This is a genomic window from Glutamicibacter sp. St.4D3 (assembly GCF_059728615.1).
Genome location: NZ_AP039380.1, coordinates 1,694,974 through 1,721,389, shown reverse-complemented (window position 1 = coordinate 1,721,389; position 26,416 = coordinate 1,694,974). Strand labels below are relative to the sequence as shown.

The window sequence follows — 26,416 nt, the reverse complement described above, 5'->3', positions numbered from 1 at the left end:
GTGAGGTAACCGTGAAGGCCGCAGTCCTGGGCAAGCCCATCAGCCACTCCAAGTCCCCGCAGCTGCACCGCGCCGCCTACCGGCTGCTCGGCGTGGACCTGGACTACCAGCGCCTGGAACTGGACCCGGCCGACGCGCCGGACTTCGCCGCCGGGCTGCGCGCCGGCGGCTGGGCCGGCTGCTCGGTCACCATGCCGCTGAAGGACGTGTTCATCGGCCACATGGACAGCGTCACCGACCTGGTCACCACCACCGGGGCGCTGAACACCATCGTGGTGCACCCGGACGGGACCCTGCACGGGCAGAACACCGACGTGTACGGGATCGTGCGGGCCTTCGCCGACGCCGGGATCGGGCACACCGGCACCGGCACCATCCTGGGGGCCGGGAACACGGCACTGGCCGCCGTGCAGGCGCTGCACCAGATGGGCGCCGAACGGGTGCGCTTCGTGGTGCGCGATCCGGCCCGCGCCGGGCGGGTCACCGCCCTGGCCGCCGCGCTGGGCATGGCCGCCGAGGTCAGCCCGGTGCGGGAGATCACCGGGGACCCGGTGGTGGTTTCCACCCTGCCCCCCTCCGCCGCCGACGGCTGGGTGCCCACCCTGGGCGCGGGCACCGGAACCCTGCTGGATGTGGCCTACGACCCGTGGCCCTCCGCCCTGGCCGCCGCCTGGCGGGGGCCGGTCATCAACGGGCTGGCGATGCTGGTGCACCAGGCGGTGGAGCAGGTGCGCCTGTTCACCGGGCTGGACCTGGCGCAGGAAGAGCGCGAAAATGTCACAAACACCATGTTTGCGGCCGTGGCGCTTCATCGAGGTCGGTAAAAGCGCCGGCACATGGCAAAATGTAGTGCATGTTGCGTTGGTTAACCGCGGGCGAATCGCACGGCCCGGCACTCGTTGGAATTCTTGAAGGTCTACCCGCCGGGGTCCCGGTGGACAGTGAGCTCGTCCGTTCGGCGCTGGCGCGCCGACGGCTTGGCTATGGCCGCGGGGCCCGCATGAAGTTTGAAAAGGACCAGGTCAGCTTCCTGGGCGGGGTGCGCCACGGCGCCACCCAGGGCGGACCGATCGCCATTGAAATCGGCAACACCGAATGGCCCAAGTGGGAACGCGTGATGAACGCGGACCCGGTGGATCCCAGCGAACTGGAGTCCCTGGCCCGCAATGCGCCGCTGACCCGCCCGCGCCCGGGCCACGCCGACTTCACCGGCATGCAGAAGTACGGGTTCGACGACGCCCGCCCGGTGCTCGAGCGCGCCAGCGCCCGGGAAACCGCGGCCCGCGTCGCCCTGGGCTCGGTGGCCGACGCGTTCCTGGCCGAGCTGGGCATCGAACTGGTCGCGCACACCACCGCCGTGGGCACCGCCGCAGTCCCCGACGACGCCGCGCTGCCCACCCGGGCCGACGTCCAGGCGCTGGACGCGGATCCGCTGCGCTGCTTTGACGCCGAAACCTCCGCCGCCATGGTCGCCGAGGTCGACGACGCCCACAAGGCCGGGGAAACCCTGGGCGGGGTCGTGGAGGTGCTGGCCTACAACCTGCCCCCGGGCCTGGGCTCCTACGTGCACTGGGACCGCCGGCTGGACGCCCGGCTGGCCGGGGCGCTGATGGGCATCCAGGCGATCAAGGGGGTGGAGGTCGGCGACGGCTTCGCCACCGCCGCCCGGCGCGGCTCGGCCGCCCACGACGAGATCCAGCATGCCGCCGACGGGCGCATCGAGCGGGCCACCAACCGGGCCGGCGGGATCGAGGGGGGCATGTCCATCGGCGAGGTGCTGCGCGTGCGCGCGGCCATGAAGCCGATCGCCACCGTCCCGCGCGCGCTGCGCACCGTGGACACCGCCACCGGTGAGGACACCAAGGCCCACCACCAGCGTTCGGACGTGTGCGCGGTGCCGGCGGCCGGGGTCGTCGCCGAGGCGATGGTCGCCCTGGTGCTGGCCCAGGCGGTGCTGGAGAAGTTCGGCGGGGACTCGGTGGCCGAGACCAAGCGGAACATCGCCAGCTACCTGGCCGCGATCCCCGAGAACCTGGAATCCACCGGGGTCTAGATGATCTACCTGATCGGGCCGATGGCCAGCGGCAAGTCCACCGTGGGCAAGGCGCTGGCCAAGGCCCTGGACACCACGTTCCTGGACACCGACGAAGTGATCGTGATGAGCCACGGCTCGATCCCGCAGATCTTCGCCGAGCACGGCGAAGAGCACTTCCGCGACCTGGAGGTGGCGACCCTGCGCGCCACCCAGGCCGGGGTGCTGGCCACCGGCGGGGGAGCGGTGCTGCGCCCGGAAAACCGGGAGGTGCTGCGCCGCGGCACCGTGGTCTACCTGCAGATGGATGAGGACACCGCCGCCCGGCGCCTGGCCCGCAGCCAGGACCGTCCGCTGCTGGCCGGCGAGGACGGGGTGCTGCAGCGCTGGCGGCAGCTGTTTGCCGCGCGCCGGGACATCTACGAGGACCTGGCGGACCTGACCGTCACGGTCGAGGGCAAGAGCGTGAACGAGCTGGTCGCGCTGATCCAGGGCCATGTGATTAGTGCCACGAGATAGGGCTATTCGCGAATCCCGCGCGTACTCTGGAAAGATCAGCACCACAGGAGGATCTCTACGGATGCCTTTAGCACCCACCACACTTCAGGTCACCGGAGCATCACCGGAGCAGAACTATCCGGTTCTGGTCGGTAATGGTTTGCTGGGACAGCTTCCCGAACTGCTTGGACCAAGTGTCAAGAAGATTTTGATCATCCACCCGCGGGCCCTGCGCACCACCGGGGACCTGGTCAAGGATGAACTCGATACCAAGGGTTACTCGGCGATCACCGCCGAAATCCCGGACGCCGAGGAAGGCAAGCACATCCAGGTCGCCGCCTTCTGCTGGGAGGTCCTGGGCAAGAACGACTTCACCCGCTCGGATGCGGTAATCTCCGTGGGCGGCGGCGCCGTCTCGGACGTGGCCGGCTTCGTGGCCGCCACCTGGCTGCGCGGGGTGAAGGTCGTGCACGTGCCCACCTCCGTGCTGGGCATGGTGGACGCCGCCGTGGGCGGCAAGACCGGCATCAACACCGCCGAGGGCAAGAACCTGGTCGGCTCCTTCCACCCGCCGGCCGGCGTGCTGGTGGACCTGGACGCCCTGGCCACCTTGCCGAAGCACGAACTGGTGACCGGGCTGGCCGAAGCGGTCAAGTGCGGTTTCATCAAGGACGAGCGGATCCTGGAGCTCATCGAGGAAAACCCCGAAGAGGCCATGGATCCCACCAGCGAGCGGCTGCGTGAAATCATCGAACGCACCATCGCGGTGAAGGTCGATGTGGTCTCCCGGGACCTGAAGGAATCCGGGGAGCGCGAATACCTGAACTACGGGCACACCCTGGGCCATGCCATCGAGCTGGCCGAACGCTACCAGATGCGCCACGGCGCGGCGGTGTCCATTGGCCTGTGCTTCGCCGCGGAACTGGGACGCTCGGTGGGCTACACCCCGGATGCGGTGGCCGAACGCCACGCCGCGATCCTATCCTCGCTGGGACTGCCCACCACCTACCGCAACGACCGCTGGGCGTCGCTGCTGGACGGGATGAAGCGGGACAAGAAGGCCCGAGGCGACCAGCTGCGCTTCGTGGTCCTGGAAGATATTGGCAAGCCGCGGATCTATGAAGTTCCGGATAACTCGTTGTTGTTCGCGGCCTACCAGGAGATTGGTGAGTAAGAAATGACTGAGGCACGACACAACGCGGTGTCCTTCGAAGTCGCCTCCGTCAACCGTGAAGGTGTGGACACCTCCATTGACGGAATCCTGATCAACCCCGAAACGATGCGCGCCTACGTGGCCGATGAGGCCGCCGCGGAACGCTCCATGCAGGTCGGTTCGCCCACCGACCAGGTGGTCATCCACCTGGCCCGCGGCGAACTGGCCCAGGCGGGGGAGATGATCACCGAGCAGCGCCTGCTGGACCCGATGAACGCGCACCTGCGGGTGCTGGACACCGAGCTGACCCGCATGCAGGGGGACACCCAGCGGGCCATCAACCGGCTGCGCAAGCTGGCCGAGGAGTTCGCCGACACCGAGTACGAGCCGCTGATGCAGCACCATTTGGGCATGGCGTTCTACGAAACCCGGGACTACCGTGCGGCGGTGACCCGCTTCACCCTGGCCCTGGAGCAGCGTCAGGCGATCAACGCGCCCAGGCACCTGGTGGACGCCTCGCGCATCTGCCTGCAAATGGCCGAACAGCGCCTGCAGGCCAGCGCCTAACACGGCGCCGGCGGATCGATGCGCTAGACTAGGACATGGTTTTTTGACAAAGGGCCGGCGTGAGCCGGCTGAATATGAGGATTGAGGACTCGTGGCAGATACGACTGACATCAAAAACGGTCAGGTCATCAAGATTGACGGCCAGCTGTGGACCATCATTGACTTCCAGCACGTGAAGCCGGGCAAGGGTGGGGCGTTCGTGCGCACCAAGATGCGCAACGTCGTCACCGGACGCGTCCAGGACAAGACCTACAACGCCGGGGCGAAGATCGAAACCGCCAACGTTGACCGCCGCGACTACCAGTACCTCTACCAGGACGGGGAAGACTACGTCTTCATGAACCTGGACGACTACGACCAGGTCACCGTCTCCGGCGCCACCGTGGGCGACGCCGCCGACTACATGCTGGAAAACCAGGAACTGACCATCGCCATGTATGACGGCAACCCGCTGTACGTGGAAATGCCGCCGTCGGTCATCCTGGAAATCACCTACACCGAGCCGGGCCTGCAGGGCGACCGCTCCTCGGCAGGCACCAAGCCGGCCACCCTGGAAACCGGCAAGATCATCCAGGTGCCGCTGTTCGTCGAGCAGAACACCAAGGTCAAGGTCGATACCCGCAACGGTGACTACCTGGGACGTGTCTCCTAGTGAGTGCCCGTGCCAAGGCCCGGCGCCGGGCCCTGGAATTCCTCTTCGAAGCCGAACAACGCGGCGCCGAGCCGCTGGCCGTGGCCGTCGGACGCCGGGAGAACTCCGAGATCGTGATCAACGAGTACTCCATCCAGATCATCGAGGGCGTCACCGCCCAGCAGCAGCGCATCGATGAGATCCTGGAAAGCTACGTGCGCGGCTGGACCCTGGAACGCATGCCGTCGGTGGACCGCATCGCCCTGCGCATCGGCGTGTGGGAACTGCTGTACAACGACGACGTGCCCGACGCCGTCGCCGTCGCCGAGGCCGTGGCCAACGTGCGTGAGCTGTCCACCGACGATTCCCCGGAATTCGTCAACGGCGTGCTCGGCCGCATCCAGCAAATCAAGGACACCCTGGTCGACTGATCCTCACCCTGCCTGTCCCCGCGCAAGCCGGAACCCGATTCGTGGTTCCGGCTTGCGGCGTTTAACCTCCCTTTCGGCCACGTCCCGGTGGCCGCGGTGCCGGCCCCTCGCCGTACTATGCGGCGCAATGTTTCGGCGGTGGCGCGCAGTGTGGCCAAGTGAACATTGTGGCTGCCTGCAACCGCGTCGCGGGCAGGAAGTGACGCTGCGGCGCGCGCGGAGGCAGCGTCAACGACGCCGCTTGTGAGCGAACTAACGCATCATTCATGGTCATGTATAGCTTTTCGGTGGGGAAGTGGTGCCGGGACGTGATAATTTCATAGGAGCAATATTCCTTTAAGAACCGTCCCGTGAGGCGGAGAAGGGAGAGATGCAACGCATGAGCGAGAAATCGCCGGCAACGCCTGGCGCCCGCACGGTGCTGTCCTCGGACGACATCGAACGCGTGCTGACGCGCATCGCCTTTGAAATCATTGAGGCCAACAAGGGCACCGAGGACCTGGTGCTGCTGGGCATCCCGCGCCGCGGCTATCCGCTGGCCCAGCGCCTGGCCGAACGCATCGCCGCCACCACCTCCGGCGCCATCAACCCCGAATCGCTGGTCGGGCAGCTGGACATCACCATGTACCGCGATGACCTGCGCACCTCCACCACCCGCACCCCGGCACCCACGCGGCTGCCCGCTGGCGGGATCGACGACAAGGTCGTGGTGCTGGTCGATGACGTGCTCTACTCCGGACGCACCATCCGCGCCGCCTTGGACGCCCTGTCCGACTGGGGCCGCCCCCGCATCGTGCGCCTGGCCGTGCTGGTGGACCGCGGGCACCGCGAACTGCCGATCCGCGCCGACCACGTGGGCAAGAACCTGCCCACCGCCAAGAGCGAAAAGGTGCGCGTGCACCTGGCGGAAACCGACCAGGACAACGAAGTGATCATCGAGGCCGGCGCATGAAACACCTGATCTCCACCGCGGACGTCACCCGCGAAGAAGCCATCCGGATCCTGGACATCGCCGAGGAAATGCGCGAGTTCGGCACCCGGGAAGTCAAGAAGCTGCCGGCGCTGCGCGGACGCACCGTGGTGAACCTCTTCTTCGAGGACTCCACCCGCACCCGCATCTCCTTCGAGGCAGCCGCCAAGCGCCTGAGCGCGGACGTGATCAACTTCTCCGCCAAGGGCTCCTCCGTGTCCAAGGGTGAATCGCTGAAGGACACCGCCCAAACCCTGCTGGCCATCGGCGCCGACGCCGTGGTGATCCGGCACCCCGACTCGGGTGCACCGGCTCGCCTGGCGGCCACCGACTGGATCGGGCTGCCGATCGTCAACGCCGGGGACGGCATGCACGAACACCCCACCCAGGCGCTGCTGGACGCGTTCACGCTGCGCCGCCAGGTCAGCCTGCGCGAGGGCACCGCCCCGCACGGCAAGGGCCTGGACGGGCTGAAGGTCGCCATCGTCGGGGACATCCTGCACTCCCGGGTGGCCCGCTCGAACCTGTGGCTGCTGAACTCCCTGGGCGCCGAGGTGACCATGGTCGCCCCGCCCACCCTGCTGCCGGTGGGGGCCGACGCCTGGCCGTGCACCATCAGCTATGACCTGGACGAGGTCATCGCCTCCGGGGTGGACGCGCTGATGATGCTGCGCGTGCAGGGGGAGCGGATGCATGCCGCCTACTTCCCGAACCCGCGTGAATACTCCCGCTACTGGGGCCTGGACGACGCCCGGCTGAAGGCGCTGGACGCCTCCGGCGAGGAAACGCTGATCATGCACCCGGGCCCGATGAACCGCGGCCTGGAAATCTCCTCGGCCGCCGCCGACTCCCCACGCTCCACCGTGCTGGACCAGGTGACCAACGGCGTGGCCGTGCGCATGGCCAGCCTCTACATGCTCCTCTCCGGCGACTTGATCAAGGAAAGCTAGGTCCATGAAGTATCTGATTCACAACGCCAGCATTCTGGGCGGGGACACCGCCGACGTGCTGGTCTCCGACGGGACGATCGCACAGATCGGCCAGGGCCTGCAGGCCGGGGACGCCACCGTCATCGACGCCTCCGGCCAGATCCTGCTGCCGGGCCTGGTCGACCCGCACACCCATCTGCGTGAGCCGGGCCGGGAGGACGCCGAGACCGTGGAAACCGGCACCCGCGCCGCCGCCAAGGGCGGGTTCACCGCGGTGCACGCCATGGCCAACTCCATCCCGGTCGCCGATACGGCCGGCGTGGTGGAGCAGGTCTATGAGCTGGGCCGCAAGGCCGGCTGGGTGGACGTGCGCCCGGTCGGGGCAGTCACCGTCGGGCTGGCCGGCAAGCAGCTGAGCGAGATCGGCGCGATGGCCGACTCCCGGGCGAAGGTGCGCATGTTCTCCGATGACGGGATCTGCGTGTTTGACCCGCTGCTGATGCGCCGGGCCCTGGAATACGTCAAGGCCTTCGACGGGGTGATCGCCCAGCACGCCCAGGAACCGCGGCTGACCGAGGGCGCCCAGATGAACGAGGGCGAAGTCTCGGCCGTGCTCGGCCTGGCCGGCTGGCCGGCCGTGGCGGAGGAGTCGATCATCGCCCGCGACGTGCTGCTGGCCGAACACGTCGGAGCCCGCCTGCACGTGTGCCACGTCTCCACCGCCGGCAGCGTGGAAATCATCCGCTGGGCCAAGGCCCGCGGCATCCAGGTCACCGCGGAGGTCACCCCGCACCACCTGCTGCTCACCGATGAGAAGGTGCGCAGCTTCGACCCGGTCTACAAGGTCAACCCGCCGCTGCGCCGCGAAACGGACGTCATGGCGCTGCGCGCCGGGGTGGCCGATGGCACCATCGACATGATCGGCACCGACCACGCCCCGCACCCGGCCGAATCCAAGGACTGCGAATGGGGGGCCGCCGCGATGGGCATGACCGGGCTGGAAACCGCCCTGTCCATCGTGCAGCACACCCTGGTGGACACCGGGCTGATCGGCTGGCCGGATGTCGCGCGGATCACCTCCGGCGCCGCGGCCCGCCTGGGCCGGCTGGAGGACCAGGGCCGCCCGGTCGCCGAGGGCGAGCCCGCCAACCTGGTGCTGGTGGACCCCGAGGCCCGCTGGACGGTGGACCCCTACGCCATGGAGACCAAGGGCCGCAACTCCCCGTTCGCCGGCATGCAGCTGCCCGGCGCGGTGCGCGCCACCTTCTTCCACGGCCACCCCACGGTCCTGGACGGCGCCCTGGCCAGCGCCCGGGTGGCCCAGTGATCGACAGCCCGTACTTCGTCCCGATCGCCTGGACGCTGGGCATCATCCTGGTGCTGCTGCTGCTCATCGCGGTGGGCTGGCGCAACCGCAAGCGACGACAGTCCGGCGTGCCGGCCCCATTCCAGGACTTTGCCGACACCGAGGTCGCCCGCTTCGAGGGCATGTACGTGGCCACCACCCGCGGGGAGGACTGGCTGGACCGGATCGCCGTGCACCAGCTGGGCGTGCGCACCAACGCGGACCTGGTGATCGGTGAGCGCGGGGTGCACTTCATGCGGGCCGGGGCCCGCGCGGTGCACGTGCCCTTCGCGGCGCTGACCCGGGTGAACCGGGCCTCGGGGATGGCCGGGAAGTTCGTGGAGGACAACGGCCTGGTGATCACCGGGTGGGTCAAGGACGACTTCGACTTCGACACCGGCTTCCGCCCCCGCTACCACGCGGACAACGCAAAGATTTATCAGATGCTGGCATCGCACTTGGACGATGCGGCAGATCAGGAGACAAACTAGTGAACACTCAAAGCACCCCCGACGCAGTGCTGGTCCTGGAGGACGGCACCGTCTTCCCCGGCCGCGCCTACGGCAAGGTCGGCACCACCCTGGGTGAAGCGGTATTCACCACCGGCATGACCGGCTACCAGGAAACCCTGACCGACCCGTCCTACGCCCACCAGATCGTGGTGCAGACCTTCCCGCACATCGGCAACACCGGCGTGAACGACGAGGACCCCGAATCCACCCGCATCTGGGCCGCCGGCTACGTGGTGCGCGAAGGCTCGCGCCGCCCCAGCAACTGGCGCAGCGTGCGCACCCTGGAAGAGGACCTGGTCGCCCACGACGTGGTGGGCATCGAACGCATCGACACCCGCGCGCTGACCCGCCACCTGCGTGAGGCCGGGGCCATGAAGGCCGGGATCTTCTCCGGTGCGGCCGCCGCCCGCCCGGTTCAGGAGCTGGTGGAGCAGGTCAAGGACCAGCCGGCGATGGCCGGACGCAAGATCTCCGCCGAGGTCTCGGTGGACGAACCCTACTTCGTGGAACCGGCCGACCACGGCTGGAGCGGGGAAGTACGCCACACCGTGGCCGCGATCGACCTGGGCATCAAGGCGATGACCCCGGTGCGCCTGGCCGAACGCGGCATGCGCGTGCACGTGCTGCCCCACGACGCGACCCTTGAGGACATCAAGGCCTCGGGCGCCTCGGGCGTGTTCTTCTCCAACGGCCCGGGCGATCCGGCCACCGCCACCGAGCAGATCGAACTGGTGCGCCAGGTGCTGGACGCTGGCATCCCGTACTTCGGGATCTGCTTCGGCAATCAGATCCTGGGCCGGGCGCTGGGGCTGGACACCTACAAGCTGCGCTTCGGGCACCGCGGCATCAACCAGCCGGTGATGGTCAAGGACACCGGCAAGGTGGAAATCACCAGCCAGAACCACGGCTTCGCCGTCCAGGCCCCGCTGCAGGGCAGTTTCACCGCCCCGGTGGAGCGCTTCGGCCAGGTGGAGGTCTCCCACTTCTCGCTGAACGACCAGGTGGTGGAGGGGCTGCGCTGCCTGGACATCCCGGCCTTCTCCGTGCAGTACCACCCGGAGGCCGCCTCCGGGCCGCACGACGCCGCCAACCTCTTCGACCGTTTCGCCGACGTGCTGGACAGCACCGCAGATAAGGACAACAAGTAATGCCAAAGCGCACCGATCTGAAATCAGTTCTCGTCATCGGTTCCGGCCCCATCGTCATCGGCCAGGCGGCGGAATTCGACTACTCCGGCACCCAGGCGCTGCGCGTGCTGAAGGAGGAGGGCCTGCGGGTCATCCTGGTCAACTCCAACCCGGCCACCATCATGACCGACCCGCAGTTCGCCGACGCCACCTACGTGGAGCCGATCACCCCCGAGGTGGTCGAGCAGATCATCGCCAAGGAGCGCCCGGACGCGGTGCTGCCGACCCTGGGCGGGCAGACCGCGCTGAACACCGCGATCGCGCTGGACAAGAACGGCGTGCTTCAAAAGTACGACGTGGAGCTGATCGGCGCGAACATCGAGGCCATCGAGCTGGGTGAGGACCGCGAGAAGTTCAAGGGCGTGGTGGAGCGCTGCGGCGCCGAATCGGCCAAGTCCATCATCGTGCACTCCATGGAGGAGGCCTTCGCCGCCGTCGAGGAGCTGAAGTACCCGGTCGTGGTGCGCCCCTCCTTCACCATGGGCGGGCTCGGTTCGGGCATGGCCTACAACGCGGAGGACCTGCGCCGCATCGCCGGGGCGGGCCTGCAGTACTCGCCGACCACCGAGGTGCTCCTGGAGGAGTCCATCCTGGGGTGGAAGGAATACGAGCTGGAGATGATGCGCGACAAGAACGACAACGTCGTGGTCGTGTGCTCCATCGAGAACTTCGACCCGGTGGGCGTGCACACCGGCGACTCGATCACCGTCGCCCCGGCGATGACACTGACCGACCGCGAATACCAGAAACTGCGCGACATCTCCATCGCGGTGATCCGCGAGGTGGGCGTGGACACCGGTGGGTGCAACATCCAGTTCGCCATCGAACCGGACACCGGGCGGGTGGTCGTGATCGAAATGAACCCGCGCGTCTCGCGCTCCTCCGCGCTGGCCTCCAAGGCCACCGGGTTCGCGATCGCCAAGATCGCCACCAAGGTCTCCCTGGGCTACACCCTGGATGAGATCCAGAACGACATCACCAAGAAGACCCCGGCCTCCTTCGAACCGGCCCTGGACTACGTGGTGGTCAAGGTCCCGCGCTTCGCCTTTGAGAAGTTCCCGGCCGCCGACGCCACGCTGACCACCACCATGAAGTCGGTGGGCGAGGCGATGAGCCTGGGACGCAACTTCACCGAGGCACTGCAAAAGGCGCTGCGCTCCCTGGAGCAGAAGGGCGCGGAGCTGTCCTTCGAGCCGCTGGAGCAGGAGCAGATCCCGCACGTGCTGGAGCAGATCAAGGTCGGCTCCACCGAGCGCCTGGCCCTGGTGCAGCGCGCCCTGCTCTCCGGGGTGTCGATCGAGCGGCTCTATGAGTCCACCGGCATCGACCCGTGGTTCCTGGACCAGCTGGCGCTGATCAACGAGACCGCGGCGATGATCGCCGCGTCGGCGAACCTGGATGAGCAGATGCTGCGCGAGGCCAAGCGCCACGGGTTCTCCGACGCGCAGATCGCCAAGCTCACCGGCAACGCCGAGGCCGTGGTGCGCGGGGTGCGCCACGCGCTGGAGATCCGCCCGGTCTACAAGACCGTGGACACCTGCGCGGCCGAGTTCGAGGCGTACACCCCCTACCTGTACTCCTCCTACGACCAGGAAACCGAGGTGCCGGCCCATGAGAAGCCCTCGGTGATCATCCTGGGCTCGGGCCCGAACCGGATCGGGCAGGGCATCGAGTTCGACTACTCGTGCGTGCACGCGGTGATGGCGCTGCGCGAGGCCGGGTACGAGACCGTGATGGTCAACTGCAACCCGGAGACCGTCTCCACCGACTACGACATCTCCGACCGGCTGTACTTCGAACCGCTGAGCCTGGAGGACGTGCTGGAGATCATCCACGCCGAACAGGCCTCAGGCGGCGTGCTGGGCGTGTTCGTGCAGCTGGGCGGGCAGACCCCGCTGAAGCTGGCCGCCGAGCTGAAGGCCGCCGGGGTGCCGATCCTGGGCACCTCCCCGGAGGCGATCGACCTGGCCGAGCACCGCGGCGCGTTCCAGCAGGTGCTGGACGCCGCCGGGCTGGTGGCCCCGAAGAACGGCACCGCCGTGTCCTTCAAGGACGCCAAGCGGATCGCCGACGAGATCGGCTACCCGGTGCTGGTGCGCCCCAGCTACGTGCTGGGCGGGCGCGGCATGGAGATCGTCTACGACGAGGCGAACCTCTCGCGCTACATCGAGAACGCCACCGAGATCACCGTGGACCACCCGGTGCTGGTGGACCGCTTCCTGGAGGACGCGATCGAGATCGACGTGGACGCGCTGTTTGACGGCACCGAACTGTACATGGGCGGGATCATGGAGCACATCGAGGAGGCCGGCATCCACTCCGGCGACTCGGCCTGCGTGCTGCCGCCCATCACCCTGGGCCACGACGTGCGTGAAAAGGTGGCCGCCGCGACCCGCGCGATCGCCGAGGGCGTGGGCGTGCGCGGGCTGATCAACATCCAGTTCGCGCTGGCCGGGGACATCCTTTACGTCATCGAGGCGAACCCGCGCGCGTCGCGCACCGTGCCGTTCACCTCCAAGGCCACCGGCGTGCAGCTGGCCAAGGCCGCGGCGATGATCGGGGTGGGCCGCAGCATTGCCCAGCTGCGCGGGGACATCCTGCCGGCCCAGGGCGATGGCACCCACCTGCCGGAAACCGCCCCGGTGGCGGTGAAGGAGGCCGTGCTGCCCTTCAGCCGCTTCCGCACCCCGCAGGGCAAGGTCGTCGACTCGCTGCTCGGACCGGAAATGCGCTCCACCGGCGAGGTGATGGGCATCGACAAGTACTTTGACACCGCCTTCGCCAAGTCCCAGGCCGCGGCGAACAACCCGCTGCCCACCGCCGGGAAGGTGTTCGTCTCGGTCACCAACCGGGACAAGCGCTCGATCGTGCTGCCGGTCAAGCACCTGTCCGACAACGGGTTTGAGATCGTCTCCACCGGCGGCACCGCTCAGGTGCTGCGCCGCAACGGGATCCCCACCACCGTGGTCAACAAGGTCCATGAGGGCGGGGAAACCATTGTGGACATGATCACCGAGGGCCAGATCGGGCTGATCCTGAACACCCCCTCGGGTTCGGAGGCGCGCGGGGACGGCTACGAGATCCGTGCGGCGGCCACCAGCGTGGGCACCCCGATCATCACCACCGTGGCCGAGTTCGGTGCCGCGGTGCAGGCCATCGACGCGCTGCGCCACTACAGCTGGGATGTGACCAGCCTGCAGGAGCACCCGGACCTGGTCTCGGCAGGCGGCCGTGGCTAGCGCCGGGGCGGGACACGCCACGGCCGGGAACACCGAAATGGATCATTTCGGCAACCGGCTGCGGGTGGCGATGGAGGCGAACGGGCCGTTGTGCGTGGGCATCGACCCGCACCCCAGCCTGCTGGCCTCCTGGGGGCTGGATGACAGCGCCGACGCGGTGCGCCGCTTCTCGCTGGGCGTCATCGAGGCGGTCGCCGGCACCGCGGCGATCCTCAAGCCGCAGGTGGCGTTGTACGAGCGCTTCGGCTCGGCCGGCTTCGCGGCCCTGGAGGAAACCCTGGCCGCGGCGCGCGATGCCGGGGTGCTGACCCTGGCCGACGCCAAGCGCGGGGACATCGGCTCCACGATGGCCGCCTACGCCAACGCCTGGCTGGCCGACGGTTCGCCGCTGGCCGCCGACGCGGTGACCCTCAGCCCCTACCTGGGCTACGAGTCGCTGAGCCCGGCCATCGACCTGGCCGGGCGGACCGGGCGCGGGGTGTTCGTGCTCGGGCTGACCTCCAACCCGGAGGGCCAAAGCGTGCAGCACGTGGGGGGAGCGGCCTCGGTGGCCAAGCGGATCATCGACGCGGTCGCGCAGGAGAACGCGCACGCCGCGGACCTGGGCCATGTGGGCCTGGTCATCGGCGCCACCGTCGGGGATGCCCCGCAGCGGCTGGGCATCGACCTGTCCGCGACGAAGGCGGCGCTTTTGACCCCCGGGCTTGGGGCGCAGGGCGCCACCGCGGGTGATCTTGCCAACAGCTTCGCCAGCAGCCACCGCCAGGTGCTGGCCAGCAGCAGCCGGGACATCCTGCGCGCCGGACCCGGGGTCCAGGCGCTGCGGGACAAGGCCCGCATGGTACGCGACGAACTGCTCGCCGCCGGTTAGTAAAGTAGTCGGATCGCGCTGTGGCTACTAAGGTTTCTAGTAGCCACAGCGCGATTACTCTTGCAAATGCCGCGTTTGGTGGTTATGTTCACAACATGGCCTTAGTCCACAACTGATGAAGGATGGCTGAACGATGGTACTGCGAGAACTTTCAGACGAAGACCGGATCCGCGCCCGTGCCAAGGCCCTGGCCGCCCGCACCCGTCGGGCTGAGATCAAGTCCCAGTTCAGTAGCGGAAAAATCTCCATCACTGAGGTACTAGACTTGGTGTACGAAGATGAGGCAGTCGGTCGCATGCGTGTGATGGATCTGCTCGAATCAGTGCCCGGCGTCGGCGAGGTCCGCGCCGCGAACCTGCTCGAACGCCTGGGGATCTCCCCGTCCCGCCGCCTGCGCGGCCTGGGACGCAAGCAGCGGGTGGCGATCACTGAACACTTCAAGCAATCTCCGCCCAAGACGAAAGCGTAGTAAATGACCCCAGCGTCGGTAACGGTTCTGGCCGGCCCCACGGCCGTAGGCAAGGGCACCGTCTCCACCTACATCCGTGAGAACTATCCGCAGGTCTGGTTGTCGGTTTCGGCCACCACCCGCGATCCGCGTCCGGGGGAGGTGGAAGGGGTCCACTACTACTTCGTTGGGCCCAAGCGCTTTGGGGAGCTGGTCGAATCCGGCCAAATGCTTGAATGGGCGGTCGTGCACGGGCAGAACAGCTACGGCACCATCCGCTCCACCGTGGAACAGGCCGTGGCCGAGGGCAAGAAGGTGCTGCTGGAAATCGACCTGCAGGGCGCACGCCAGGTCAAGGAGTCGATGCCGGAGGCACAATTCGTGTTCCTGGCCCCGCCCTCCTGGGATGAACTGGTGCGCCGGCTTGTGGGCCGCGGCACCGAATCGAGCGAGGAACAGCAGCGCCGGCTGGAAACCGCTAAACTGGAACTTGCGGCCGAACCGGAATTCGACGTGACCATTGTCAATGACAGTGTGTCGCGGGCCGCCGAAGAGCTTGTGTCCCTCATGGGGCTAGACGAAAAATAAGGGGAGTCCTGTGACCGAAAACCTTGAAGGAATCATCAACCCTTCAATCGACTCGTTGCTGAAGACCGATGAGTCCAAGTACGCGCTGGTGCTGAATTCGGCCAAGCGCGCCCGCCAGATCAACGCCTACTACGCGCAGCTGAACGAAGGCCTGTTCGAGTACGTTGGGCCACTGGTGGAAACCAAGCTCAACGAGAAGCCGCTGACCATCGCCCTGCGTGAACTGAACGAGGGCCTGCTGAAGGTCACCCCGGCCGACGCCGAGTAAGTCAACACTTCAACGGATGGCGCCCCAGTTAGCACCGGTGGCGCCATTCGCTGTTTAAGCCCGCAGGCCGCCACCCAGTCCCACATTGTGAGGTAGAAGTTGAAGAGAATCGTGCTCGGGGTCTCCGCCGGGATCGCCGCCTACAAGTCCGTCCTGCTGCTGCGCCTGCTGCGCGAGGCCGGGCACCACGTCGATGTGATTCCCACCGGCAACGTCGCCCAGTTCGTGGGCAACGCCACCTTTGAGGCCCTCAGCGGCAACCCGGTTACCTCGAACGTGTTCGACGCGGTGGACACCGTGAACCACGTGCGCCTGGGCCAGGAGGCCGACCTGGTGGTCGTCGTTCCGGCCACCGCCGACCTGCTGGCCAAGGCGGCCGCCGGGATCGCCAACGACCTGCTCACCGGCACCCTGCTGGCCACCCGCGCCCCGGTGGTGATGGCCCCGGCCATGCACACGGAAATGTGGCAGCACCCGGCGACCGTGGCCAACGTCGCCACGCTGCGCCAGCGCGGGGTGCACGTGATCGACCCGGCCGTGGGGCGGCTGACCGGCAAGGACAGCGGCCCGGGCCGCCTGCCCGAGCCGGAGGAGATCTTCCAGGCGCTGCAGGTGCACCTGGGCGAGCCGCTGCTGGCCGGGCGCAGCGTGCTGATCACCGCCGGGGGCACCCGCGAACCGCTGGACCCGGTCCGCTTCCTGGGCAACCGCTCCTCGGGCCGCCAGGGCGTGGCGCTGGCGGCCGCGGCCCGCGACGCCGGGGCGAACGTCACCCTGATCGCCACCCACCTGGAGGTCCCCGCCCCGCACGGGGTGCAGGTGGTGCACGCCTCCAGCGCGCTGGAGCTGCGCGAGGCGGTGTTCGCCCACGCCCCGGGCAAGGACGCGCTGATCATGAACGCGGCGGTCGCCGACTTCCGCCCGGCCAGCGTGGAGGCGGCCAAGATCAAGAAGCGCGACGAGCATTCGGCACCGGTGATCGAACTGGTGCGCAACCCGGACATCCTGGCCGAACTGGTCGCCGCCCGCGCCCAGGACCAGACGCTGCCGCGCACCGTGGTCGGCTTCGCCGCCGAAACCGGGGACGAGCAGGGCAGCGTGCTGGACTACGGCCGGGCCAAACTGGCCAAGAAGGGCTGCGAGATGCTGGTGGTCAACGAGGTCGGGCAGAGCAAGACGTTTGGCGCGGAGACGAACGAGGCCACGATCCTGTTCGCCGACGGGCGCGAGGCGGTTTCCGCAGCCGGTAGCAAGCTGGAGGTGGCGCGGCGCGTCATCGAACAGCTGGCCGGCGCAATATAGCGTCATCGGCCCGTCACATGGTGACCAGGACCATGTCACAGCCATTCACCCAAGGACGCAACGAAGGACAAAGGGTCGACACGACCAGATAGAGTAACAAGGTGACTTCAACAACCCCTGAACTACGCCTGTTTACCTCGGAATCAGTGACCGAGGGACACCCGGACAAGATCTGCGACCAGATCTCCGACGCCATCCTGGACGCCATGCTCGCCCAGGACCCGAACTCGAAGGTGGCGGTGGAAACCCTGACCACCACCGGGCTGGTCCACGTGGCCGGCGAGGTGACCACCAACGGGTACGTGGAAATCCCGGAGATCGTGCGCCGCACCATCCTGGACATCGGCTACGACTCCTCGGCCAACGGCTTTGACGGGGCCCGCTGCGGGGTGTCGGTCTCCATCGGCCAGCAGTCCCAGGAAATCCACGACGGGGTGTTCAACTCCCTGGAGTCCCGCCAGGGCACCGCCAAGGACCCGCGCGACATGCAGGGCGCCGGGGACCAGGGGCTGATGTTCGGCTACGCCTCGGATGAAACCGAGTCGCTGATGCCCACCCCGATCTTCCTGGCCCACCGCCTCTCCGAGCGGCTCACCCAGGTGCGCAAGAACGCCCGGCTGCCGCTGCTGCGCCCCGACGGCAAGACCCAGGTGACCATCGGCTACGACGGGGACAAGCCGGTGTCGATCGACACCGTGGTCGTCTCCAGCCAGCACGCGGCCGAATACGAGCTGGAAACCCTGAAGGCCGACCTGCTGGAGGAGGTGGTCACCCCGGTGATCTCCAAGTCCGGGCTGGACACCTCCAACACCGAGATCATCCTGAACCCCTCCGGGCCCTTCATCATCGGCGGGCCGGTCGGGGACGCCGGGCTGACCGGACGCAAGATCATCGTGGACACCTACGGCGGCTTCGCCCGCCACGGCGGCGGCGCGTTCTCCGGCAAGGACCCGTCCAAGGTGGACCGCTCCGCCGCGTACGCGATGCGCTGGGTGGCCAAGAACATCGTCGCCGCGGGCCTGGCCCGGCGCGCCGAGGTCCAGGTCGCCTACGCCATCGGCGTGGCCACCCCGGTGGGCCTGTACGTGGAAACCTTCGGCACCGAGACCGTGGATCCGGCCGAAATCACCCGGGCCATCCGCGAGATCTTCGACCTGCGCCCGCTGGGCATCATCGAGGACCTGGACCTGAAGCGCCCGATCTACCAGAAGACCGCCGCGCACGGCCACTTCGGCCGCGACGACATGGACTTCACCTGGGAGCGCACCGACAAGGTGGATGCGCTGCGCTCCTGGTTCAACGCGTAGCCCGCAGGCCCCGTGGAACAAGAAGCCCTGATATCAGCACCCGAACCGCAGCGCATACCGCTGCTGGCCCGGGTGCTGATTGATTCCCCCGTCCCGCACCTGGACCGGCCCTTTGACTACAGCGTGCCGGCCTCGCTGCGCGACAGGGTGCAGCCCGGGATGCGGGTCAAGGTGCCCTTTGGCGGGCGCCAGCTGGACGGGTTCATCACCGAGCTGATCCCGGACGCGGACCCCGGGTTCAAGGTGCGGGAACTGGGCAAGCTCATCTCCGAAACCCGGGTGCTCTACCCCGAGGTGCTGGCCACCGCCGAACTGGTGGCCGAACGCTACGCCGGCACGCTGTGGGACGTCGTGCGCCAGGCCGTGCCCCCGCGCGCGGCGCGGGTGGAGAAGGAGGACCTGGCCGCCGACGCCCTGGCCGCCGGGCAGCTCACCCTGCCCGCGGTGCCGGTGAACCAGCTCTCCCACTACACCGGGGGAGCGCAGGCGCTCAGCGACTGGGGCGAGGGCAGCCTGCACCGGGCGGTGGCCACCTGGGTGCCGAACTTCCCCGGCTCCTGGCCCGGCTTCCTGCTCGATGCAGCCCGCCCGGTGCTGCAGCGCGGCAAGCGGGTGCTGGTGATCGTGCCGGACGCGGCCGACCTGGAGCGGCTGGGCACCTACCTGGATGAGACGATCGGGCCCGAGTTCTATGCCCGGCTGCAGGCCGAGGACGGGCCCACCCCGCGCTACCGCAACTTCCTGCGCGCCATTTGCGGGCAAGTGCCGGTGGTGATCGGCACCCGCTCCGCGGCGCTGTGCCACATCCCGGACCTGGAGCTGGTGATCCTGTGGCAGGACGGGGACCAGTCCCACCGCGAACTGCGCGCCCCCTACCAGCACAGCCGGGAGGTGGCGCTGCTGCGCAGCCAGCACACCGGGTGTTCGCTACTGATCGCCTCCCCGTCGCGCTCCGTGGAGGCCCAGCGCCTGGTGGACACCGGCTGGGCGCAGGAGCTGAAGCTGCCGCGCGACCTGCTGCGCCGCCAGGTGGCCCGGGTCGCGGCGACCACCACCGACTTTGAGCTCGAGCGGGACCCGGTACTGGCCCGCGCCCGCATCCCGTCGCTGGCCTGGCGGGAGGCCAGCCAGGCCCTGGAAAGCGCGCCGGTGCTGGTGCAGGTGGCCCGCACCGGGTTCATGCCGGCGCTGGCCTGCCAGGACTGCCGCAGCTTCGCCCGCTGCCCCCACTGCCAGGGCCCGCTGCAGCTGGGCGGGGCCGGAGGCGCGGTCAACTGCCGCTGGTGCGGCACCTACTACCGCGACCACCGCTGCGCGAACTGCGGCTCGCCTCGGCTGCGGGCGGTATCGATCGGAGCCGAACGCACCGCCGAGGAGCTGGGCCAGGCGTTCGCGAAGGTGCCGGTGATCTCCTCCACCGGCGCCAAGCCGGTGCGCCAGGTCCCGGACAAGCCGGCCCTGGTGGTCGCCACCCCCGGGGTGGAGCCGGTCGCCGCCGCAGGCTACGGGGCGGTGCTGCTGCTGGATGCGGATAAGATGCTGGCCCACGATTCCCTGCGCAACGCCGAGGAGGTGATCAGCCGCTGGTTCACCGCCGCCGCGCTGGCCCGGCCCGACGGGGTGGTGGTGCTCACCGGCAACCCGAGCCCGGCCGGCAACGCGCTGGTGCGGTGGGACCCGGCCGGCTTTGCCGAACGCGAGCTGGCCGAACGCCATGAGATCGGCCTGCCCCCGGCGGTGCGCTCGGCGATCGTCACCGGTCCGGGCGCCGAACGCTTCATTGGGCAGCTGCAGCTGCCGGTGACCGTGCACGGGCCAAGCATTGATGAGCAGACCCGCGAACACCGCTACGTGCTGTTCTTCTCCTACGCCCAGGGCCCGGCGGTGACCGCCGCGCTGCGGGGCCTGCGCGCGAGCATGTCCGCGGCGAAGGACCCGCTGGTCACCGTCCGGGTGGACCCGGATGAGGTGCTCTAAACCCCGCGCAGCCTGTGCGCCGGCGCGGTTAGCGCAGCCGCCCGGCGAGGAATTCGCGGATTGCCCAGGCGGTCTCCTCCGGCTTTTCGTAGTGGATCAGGTGTCCCACGTTCTCCAGCATCACCAGCACCGCCTGCGGGAAGCTGGCGCGCAGCTGCTCCTGGGTGTCGGGGCTGCCCATCTCATCGTCCTCCCCGCCGACCATCAGCACCGGTTCGGCGATCCGCGGTGCCCACTGCTGCACCGTATGGCTGATCGAGGCCCGGTAGGCCTGGGAGAGGGTTTGGCGATTGTGGAAGCCGGAGAAGTAGGCGCGGTGCTGGTCCCGCACATAGCGGCGCAGCTGCGGATCCCGGCTCTTGGTCATGAACCAGCTCATCGCATCGGTGATCAGCCCCGAGCGCAGGATCCGCTCACCCACCCCGGCCGGCAGCTTCGCGCAGGCCTCGTAGAAGAGCCCGGCGCCGGCGGCGATCACCCGCTGGGAGGACTCCAGGGGCGGCTCGGAGATCGGGTTGAGCAGGAGCAGCGAGGAAAAGACCCGCAGCGTGGCCAGCTTCGCGGCCACCAGGGAGCCGAAGGAATGCCCCAGCAGGATCACGTGCCCGCCCAGCTGCAGCTCGCTGGCCAAGTCATCGAGCACCCGGGCGTAGCCTTCCACGTCGTGTTCGGTGTCCATGGGGCTGGAGGCCCCGAACCCGGGCAGGTCCGGGACGATGAACGTGTACTCGGGCAGCAGCTCGGTGATCCGGGCCAGGCCGTGGTGGTCCCCGCGGAAGCCGTGCACCGCCAGGATCACCCCGGCCGGGGTGTCGGTGCTGGACGGGTAGGTGAAGACCTTCATGGTGGAGTGCCGATGGTGGTGGGTGGAGATCAGTTCATCACGAAGGCGCATGGGTTAATGCTACCCACCGAGCAGGGCCAGGGCCGCTCCCTCATCGATGATCAGGTCGGTGATTAAGCCACCGGCCAAAGCCCCGCGCACCGCCGGAATCTTGCTGCGTCCGGCCACCACGCACAACCGGCGCGGCACCGCGCGCAGCGCGGCCAGGCTGGGGCCGGTGGAGCGGTTGTTGATCTCAATGTCCTGGCTGCGCCCGGCGGCGTCGAAGAACACGGTGGCCACGTCCCCGACCACCCCGATCTCGCGCAGCTGGGCGTTCTCCGCCTCGCTGAGGTAGCCGCCGCGGTACACCTGGGAGGCGACCGCGGCGTTGGCCGCGCCCAGGGAGAAGACCGCCAGGTTCATTTCGCTTTGCACCTTCAGCACCCGGCGCACCGAGGTCTCCTGCCACATCGCCTCCCGGGTGGCGGCGCGGTCAAAGAACGCCGGGACCGGGAACTGCTCGACCCGGGCGGTGAACGCCTGGCCGAAGCGGGTGAGGATCTCGCTGGCGTAGCCGACCCCGCTGGTGTTCGGGTTCGCCGCCCCGTTCAGCTGCACGATCACCGTGTCATGGGTGGGGTGGCTGCCCAGCGCCGCGGAGAGCGCCTGCATCGTCGAACCCCACGCCACCCCCACGGTCATGGAGGAGGAGACCATGTTGCCCAGCACGTAGGCGGCGTGCGCGGAGACCCGCTGCAGCACCTGGGTGTCATCCAGGGATCCGTCGGTGGGCACCACCTGCACCGAGATCCCGTACAGGTCCGAGAGCTGGGCGGCGGCCATCACCGACATGTTGGCCGCCGGGTTGATCTCCACCGAGACCATGCCGGTGCGCTTGGCGAAGGAGAGCAGGCGGGAGACGGTGGAGCGCGAGGTGCCCAGCTCCCGGGCGATGCTCTCCATCTTCATGTCCTGCACGTAATACAGGTGCGCGGCCCGCAGGGCATCACGGGACTTTGGGTCCACTTGCACGGATGTGTCAGATTTGGGCCGGGCCCGTGCCGTGCCGCGCACCGATTCCTGCATCGAAACCACCTTTTTCGCACACTTGTGCAAATCATTTGACCTGTTTGTTCCTGCGTGACAAGACTAACCGTATAAAGACCAAAGGTTGAGATACAAGGGGGCGGTGACCGTGCAACGGGACCAGCTGAAACTACTGCGCCAACGGCCGAATGCGCAGGTACTGGTGGTCGGCGGAGGCATCAACGGGGTGGCGACGTTCCGCTACCTTGCCATGCAGGGAATCGACGTTGCGCTGATCGAGCGCGGGGACTACAGCCAGGGCGCCTCCGGCGCCAGCTCGCACATGATCCACGGCGGCATCCGCTACCTGGAAAACGGTGAGTTCCGCCTGGTGCACGAGTCCGTGCAGGAACGCAACTCGCTGCTGCAGATCGCCCCCCACTACGTCAAGCCGCTGCAGACCACCATCCCGATCTTCTCCACCTTCTCCGGCATCCTCTCCGCCCCGATGCGCTTCCTGACCCACAAGTCGGGCAAGCCCACCGAACGCGGTGCGGCGCTGATCAAGGCCGGGCTGATCATGTACGACGTGTTCGCCGGCATCGGCGGACGCAACACCCCGTGGCACAGCTTCAAGGCCGGACGCAACGCGCGCAAGGACCTGCCGGCGCTGCGCCAGGACGTGAAGTACACCGCCACCTACTTTGACGCCTCGGTGCACAACCCCGAGCGCCTGACCCTGGACGTGCTGCGCGACGGGCTGGCCGCCAATCCGCAGGCCCGCGCCACCAACTACACCTCGCTGACCGGCTTCAAGGACGGCAAGGCGCAGCTGCGCGACGAGCTGAGCGGGGAGCAGTTCGAGTTCGAGGCCGACGTGCTCGTGAACGCCACCGGCGCCTGGGTGGACCTGACCAACGAGGACCTGGGCCGGGAGACCAAGTGGACCGGCGGCACCAAGGGCTCGCACATCGTGCTGGACCACCCCGAGCTGCTGGCCGCCACCGGGGGCCGGGAAATCTTCTTCGAACACGAAGACGGGCGCATCGTGCTGATCTACCCGATGCTTGGCCGCGTGCTGGTGGGCACCACCGACCTGGAGCACGACATGCGTGAACCGGCGGTGTGCACCGAGGAGGAAGTGGACTACTTCTTCGAACTGATCCACCACGTCTTCCCGAACATCAAGGTCGACCGCCAGGACATCGTCTACCGCTTCTCCGGGGTGCGCCCGCTGCCGAACCACGATGACACCGCCCCCGGGTTCGTCTCGCGCGACTACCAGGTGAAGGAAACCCGCCTGACCGACAAGACCATGATGCTCTCGCTGATCGGCGGGAAGTGGACCACCTTCCGCGCGCTGGGTGAGAACCTGGGCGGCAAGGTGCTGAACTTCCTGCGCGCCGAGCAGCGCCAGAGCACCGTCGGGGTGCCGATCGGCGGCGGACGGAACTTCCCGATGAACGAGGGCGAACTGGATGCCTGGTACGCCGCCCGCGAGCACCGGGCCGGACGCGAACGGCTGCGCGTGCTGCTCGAACGCTACGGCACCCGCGCCGACGCGGTGCTGGACATCGTGGGCGAGGATGAGCACCTGCTGGAGCACAGCGACCAGCTCTCCCACGAGGAGCTGGCCTACCTGGCCGAGCAGGAGCAGGTCGGTCGCCTGATCGACGTGTTCATCCGCCGCACCAACCTGGCCTTCCGCGGCCTGGTGACCAATGAATTGGTGCACGAGGTGGCAAGCAGCCTCGCCGTGCCCATGGGCTGGGATGGGGCCCAAACCGACGCCGAGATCAATCATGCGCTCTCGGTGCTGCGAACCCACCACGAGGTGATTCTCACCTAATCAGTGGCCGGCGGCAGTGGGCCGCCGGCATCCACCCCAGGAAGGTCAGTGTTGACTCCGAATATATTTCTTGCCGAACTCACCGGCACATTCATTCTGCTGCTATTGGGCACCGGCGTGGTGGCCAATGTGAATCTGAAGGGGACGTTGGGCCACGCCGCGGGCTGGCTGACGATCTGTTTCGGTTGGGGACTGGCGGTCTTCGCCGGTGTCTGGGTGGCCGCCGCTTCCGGCGCCCACCTGAACCCGGCGGTCACCGTCGGTTTGATGGTCAACGCCGATGCCACCGAGCTGGCACCGGGCGTGGACAAGACCGTGGCGAACATGCTGCTGTACTTCGCCGCCCAGATGATCGGTGCCGTGCTCGGCGCCGTGGGCACCTGGCTGGCCTACAAGAAGCACTTCGATGAACCCATCGACGGCGGCAGCAAGCTGGGCGTCTTCGCCACCGGAGGGGCCATCCGCTCCTACCCCTGGAACATGGTCACCGAGATCATCGCCACCTTCGTGCTGGTGTTCGTGATCAACGGCTTCGGCAAGACCCCCCACGGGTTGGGCCCGCTGGCCGTCGCGCTGATCGTGGTAGCCATCGGCGCCTCGCTGGGCGGACCCACCGGGTACGCGATCAACCAGGCGCGTGACCTCGGTCCGCGCCTGGCGCACGCCCTGCTGCCGATCCCGGGCAAGGGATCATCGGACTGGGCCTACTCCTGGGTCCCGGTTGCCGGACCGCTCATCGGCGGTGTCCTGGGCGGTCTTGGTGCCGCCGCGCTGTTCTAGAACCTTGAGCTATTAGCGGGGATCGCACAAGCTGGTCTCAGGCAGGTGCCCGCACCGGCCGCGGCCGTGACCCCACTGCCCGGCCCCCTCACCCGAGGGGGCCGGGCATCGAGGAAAGAACAACGTAGTTTTTTTAGCGAAAAGAGAGTGAACCATGAGCTCGAAGTACGTCATCGCCATTGACCAGGGAACCACCAGTTCCCGGGCGATCGTGTTCAACCACGCCGGTGAGGTCATCTCCGTGGGCCAGCTGGAACACGAGCAGATCTTCCCGCAGGCCGGATGGGTGGAGCACGACGCCACCGAAATCTGGAACAACGTGCGCGAAGTGATCGGCCAGGCCCTGTCCAAGGCGAACCTGACCCGCCACGACATCGAGGCGGTGGGCATCACCAACCAGCGTGAAACCACCGTGGTGTGGGACAAGAACACCGGTGAGCCGGTGTACAACGCGATCGTCTGGCAGGACACCCGCACCCAGCAGATCGTCGACGACCTGGCCGCCGACGGGGGAGTGGAGCGCTACAAGGACAAGGTCGGCCTGCCCCTGGCCACCTACTTCGCCGGCACCAAGATCAAGTGGATCCTGGACAACGTGGACAACGCCCGCCAGCGCGCCGAGGCCGGGGACCTGCTCTTTGGCACCACCGACACCTGGGTGCTGTGGAACCTGACCGGCGGCACCGACGGCGGCGTGCACGTCACCGACGTCACCAACGCCTCACGCACCCTGTTCATGGACCTGCGCACCCGCGCCTGGGATGAGCAGATCCTTGCCGACTTCGGGGTCCCGGCCTCGATGCTGCCCGAGATCCGCTCCTCCTCCGAGGTCTACGGCACCGTGCACACCAACCAGCTGCTGCGCGAAACCCCGGTGGCCGGCATCCTGGGCGACCAGCAGGCCGCCACCTTCGGGCAGGCCGCCTTCACCCCCGGCTCGGCGAAGAACACCTACGGCACCGGCTGCTTCCTGATCTTCAACACCGGCAATGAGATCGTCAAGTCCTCCAACGGGCTGCTGACCACCATGGCCTACCAGCTGGGCGACGCCGAGCCGGTGTACGCGCTGGAAGGCTCCATCGCGGTGGCCGGCTCGCTGGTGCAGTGGCTGCGCGACAGCATCGGGATGATCGCCACCAGCGCCGAGATCGAGGATCTGGCCGCCCAGGTCGAGGACAACGGCGGGGTCTACATTGTCCCGGCGTTCTCCGGGCTGTTCGCCCCCTACTGGCGCTCCGAGGCCCGTGGGGCGATCGTGGGCCTGACCCGCTACGCGAACAAGCACCACCTGGCCCGCGCAGCCCTGGAGTCCACCGCCTTCCAGACCCGTGAGGTGCTGGACGCGGTGAACGCCGACGCCGCGGACCCGCTGACCGAGCTGAAGGTCGATGGCGGGATGGTCGCCAACGAGAACCTGATGCAGTTCCAGGCCGACATCCTCGGGGTGCCGGTGGTGCGTCCGAAGGTCACCGAAACCACGGCCCTGGGTGCCGCCTACGCGGCCGGGCTGGCCGTGGGCTACTGGAAGGACCTGGGCGAGCTGGAGTCGAACTGGTCCGAGGACAAGCGCTGGGAGCCGAACCTGGACCCCGAGGAGCGCGAACGCAAGCTGCGCCTGTGGAAGAAGGCGGTCACCCGCACCTTCGACTGGGTCGACGAGGACACCCGGCACGTCTAAGC

Annotated in this window: 25 protein-coding genes; 23 read left to right on the top strand and 2 right to left on the bottom strand. The window is 68.1% G+C overall.

All coding sequences use genetic code 11. From position 1 onward, the window contains the following. Window positions 1-11: 11 nt before the first annotated feature. From AC6I21_RS07895 to AC6I21_RS07800, 20 genes are all read left to right on the top strand, one after another. Window positions 12-824, top strand: coding sequence for a shikimate dehydrogenase family protein (locus AC6I21_RS07895; RefSeq protein WP_497762123.1), 813 nt, complete (start codon window positions 12-14; stop codon window positions 822-824). Between the two features lie 29 nt (window positions 825-853). After that, the gene (gene aroC, locus AC6I21_RS07890) at window positions 854-2,053 is read left to right on the top strand and encodes a chorismate synthase (RefSeq protein WP_497762122.1); all 1,200 of its coding nucleotides are present in this window, start codon (window positions 854-856) and stop codon (window positions 2,051-2,053) included. Then, window positions 2,054-2,551, top strand: coding sequence for a shikimate kinase (locus AC6I21_RS07885; protein WP_346922489.1), 498 nt, complete (start codon window positions 2,054-2,056; stop codon window positions 2,549-2,551). A 61-nt stretch (window positions 2,552-2,612) separates the two neighbouring features. After that, the gene (aroB, locus tag AC6I21_RS07880; RefSeq protein WP_138926249.1) at window positions 2,613-3,704 is read left to right on the top strand and encodes a 3-dehydroquinate synthase; all 1,092 of its coding nucleotides are present in this window, start codon (window positions 2,613-2,615) and stop codon (window positions 3,702-3,704) included. A gap of 3 nt (window positions 3,705-3,707) precedes the next feature. Further along, complete coding sequence (locus AC6I21_RS07875) at window positions 3,708-4,250, top strand: tetratricopeptide repeat protein (RefSeq protein ID WP_138926248.1); 543 nt, start codon at window positions 3,708-3,710, stop codon at window positions 4,248-4,250. Window positions 4,251-4,341: 91 nt separating this feature from the next. Further along, a complete protein-coding gene (efp, locus tag AC6I21_RS07870; protein ID WP_138174079.1) occupies window positions 4,342-4,902 on the top strand; it encodes an elongation factor P in 561 nt (186 codons plus the stop codon). Next, window positions 4,902-5,312, top strand: coding sequence for a transcription antitermination factor NusB (gene nusB, locus AC6I21_RS07865; RefSeq protein ID WP_138926247.1), 411 nt, complete (start codon window positions 4,902-4,904; stop codon window positions 5,310-5,312). The genes efp and nusB overlap by 1 nt, the downstream gene beginning before the upstream one ends. A gap of 379 nt (window positions 5,313-5,691) precedes the next feature. Continuing rightward, window positions 5,692-6,264, top strand: coding sequence for a bifunctional pyr operon transcriptional regulator/uracil phosphoribosyltransferase PyrR (pyrR, locus tag AC6I21_RS07860; RefSeq protein WP_138174075.1), 573 nt, complete (start codon window positions 5,692-5,694; stop codon window positions 6,262-6,264). Then, window positions 6,261-7,232, top strand: coding sequence for an aspartate carbamoyltransferase catalytic subunit (locus tag AC6I21_RS07855; RefSeq protein WP_138174073.1), 972 nt, complete (start codon window positions 6,261-6,263; stop codon window positions 7,230-7,232). The genes pyrR and AC6I21_RS07855 overlap by 4 nt, the downstream gene beginning before the upstream one ends. A gap of 4 nt (window positions 7,233-7,236) precedes the next feature. Then, window positions 7,237-8,538 (top strand): dihydroorotase, encoded by a 1,302-nt coding sequence (locus AC6I21_RS07850; RefSeq protein ID WP_497762121.1) that lies wholly within the window; start codon window positions 7,237-7,239, stop codon window positions 8,536-8,538. After that, window positions 8,535-9,047 (top strand): PH-like domain-containing protein, encoded by a 513-nt coding sequence (locus AC6I21_RS07845; protein ID WP_249354255.1) that lies wholly within the window; start codon window positions 8,535-8,537, stop codon window positions 9,045-9,047. Before AC6I21_RS07850 ends, AC6I21_RS07845 begins: the two co-directional genes overlap by 4 nt. Next, window positions 9,047-10,216 carry a glutamine-hydrolyzing carbamoyl-phosphate synthase small subunit gene (gene carA, locus AC6I21_RS07840; RefSeq protein WP_343830588.1) on the top strand — a complete coding sequence of 390 codons (1,170 nt, stop codon included), beginning with the start codon at window positions 9,047-9,049 and terminating at the stop codon, window positions 10,214-10,216. Before AC6I21_RS07845 ends, carA begins: the two co-directional genes overlap by 1 nt. Beyond that, window positions 10,216-13,494 carry a carbamoyl-phosphate synthase large subunit gene (gene carB, locus AC6I21_RS07835; protein ID WP_497762120.1) on the top strand — a complete coding sequence of 1,093 codons (3,279 nt, stop codon included), beginning with the start codon at window positions 10,216-10,218 and terminating at the stop codon, window positions 13,492-13,494. Before carA ends, carB begins: the two co-directional genes overlap by 1 nt. A 37-nt stretch (window positions 13,495-13,531) precedes the next feature. Beyond that, window positions 13,532-14,365 (top strand): orotidine-5'-phosphate decarboxylase, encoded by an 834-nt coding sequence (pyrF, locus tag AC6I21_RS07830; protein ID WP_497762119.1) that lies wholly within the window; start codon window positions 13,532-13,534, stop codon window positions 14,363-14,365. Window positions 14,366-14,498: 133 nt separating this feature from the next. Further along, a complete protein-coding gene (gene mihF, locus AC6I21_RS07825) occupies window positions 14,499-14,834 on the top strand; it encodes an integration host factor, actinobacterial type (protein ID WP_054821782.1) in 336 nt (111 codons plus the stop codon). 3 nt (window positions 14,835-14,837) lie between these two features. Continuing rightward, the gene (gene gmk / locus AC6I21_RS07820; protein WP_054821783.1) at window positions 14,838-15,401 is read left to right on the top strand and encodes a guanylate kinase; all 564 of its coding nucleotides are present in this window, start codon (window positions 14,838-14,840) and stop codon (window positions 15,399-15,401) included. A 10-nt stretch (window positions 15,402-15,411) separates the two neighbouring features. After that, window positions 15,412-15,669, top strand: a complete 258-nt coding sequence (gene rpoZ, locus AC6I21_RS07815) for a DNA-directed RNA polymerase subunit omega (protein ID WP_054821784.1) — start codon at window positions 15,412-15,414, stop codon at window positions 15,667-15,669. A gap of 99 nt (window positions 15,670-15,768) precedes the next feature. Next, entirely contained in the window at window positions 15,769-16,971 is a 1,203-nt protein-coding gene (gene coaBC / locus AC6I21_RS07810; RefSeq protein ID WP_497762118.1) for a bifunctional phosphopantothenoylcysteine decarboxylase/phosphopantothenate--cysteine ligase CoaBC, read from the top strand. Between the two features lie 101 nt (window positions 16,972-17,072). Continuing rightward, window positions 17,073-18,278 carry a methionine adenosyltransferase gene (metK, locus tag AC6I21_RS07805; RefSeq protein WP_138926242.1) on the top strand — a complete coding sequence of 402 codons (1,206 nt, stop codon included), beginning with the start codon at window positions 17,073-17,075 and terminating at the stop codon, window positions 18,276-18,278. A gap of 12 nt (window positions 18,279-18,290) precedes the next feature. After that, the gene (locus AC6I21_RS07800) at window positions 18,291-20,255 is read left to right on the top strand and encodes a primosomal protein N' family DNA-binding protein (protein ID WP_497762117.1); all 1,965 of its coding nucleotides are present in this window, start codon (window positions 18,291-18,293) and stop codon (window positions 20,253-20,255) included. A gap of 28 nt (window positions 20,256-20,283) precedes the next feature. Here AC6I21_RS07800 and AC6I21_RS07795 read toward each other — a convergent pair whose 3' ends face one another. Further along, entirely contained in the window at window positions 20,284-21,150 is an 867-nt protein-coding gene (locus AC6I21_RS07795) for an alpha/beta fold hydrolase (RefSeq protein ID WP_497762116.1), read from the bottom strand. Window positions 21,151-21,159: 9 nt separating this feature from the next. After that, window positions 21,160-22,167, bottom strand: coding sequence for a sugar-binding transcriptional regulator (locus AC6I21_RS07790; RefSeq protein WP_497762115.1), 1,008 nt, complete (start codon window positions 22,165-22,167; stop codon window positions 21,160-21,162). Between the two features lie 109 nt (window positions 22,168-22,276). On the opposite strand from AC6I21_RS07790, the gene AC6I21_RS07785 reads away from it, so the two are divergent. The 3 genes from AC6I21_RS07785 to glpK all read left to right on the top strand — a co-directional run bounded on the left by AC6I21_RS07785 (window position 22,277) and on the right by glpK (window position 26,414). After that, the gene (locus AC6I21_RS07785; RefSeq protein ID WP_138927203.1) at window positions 22,277-23,956 is read left to right on the top strand and encodes a glycerol-3-phosphate dehydrogenase/oxidase; all 1,680 of its coding nucleotides are present in this window, start codon (window positions 22,277-22,279) and stop codon (window positions 23,954-23,956) included. A gap of 48 nt (window positions 23,957-24,004) precedes the next feature. Then, on the top strand, window positions 24,005-24,736 hold the full coding sequence (locus AC6I21_RS07780) for an MIP/aquaporin family protein (RefSeq protein WP_497762114.1): 732 nt from the start codon (window positions 24,005-24,007) through the stop codon (window positions 24,734-24,736). Between the two features lie 154 nt (window positions 24,737-24,890). Then, window positions 24,891-26,414, top strand: a complete 1,524-nt coding sequence (glpK, locus tag AC6I21_RS07775) for a glycerol kinase GlpK (protein WP_497762113.1) — start codon at window positions 24,891-24,893, stop codon at window positions 26,412-26,414. The last annotated feature ends 2 nt before the right edge of the window (window positions 26,415-26,416 follow it).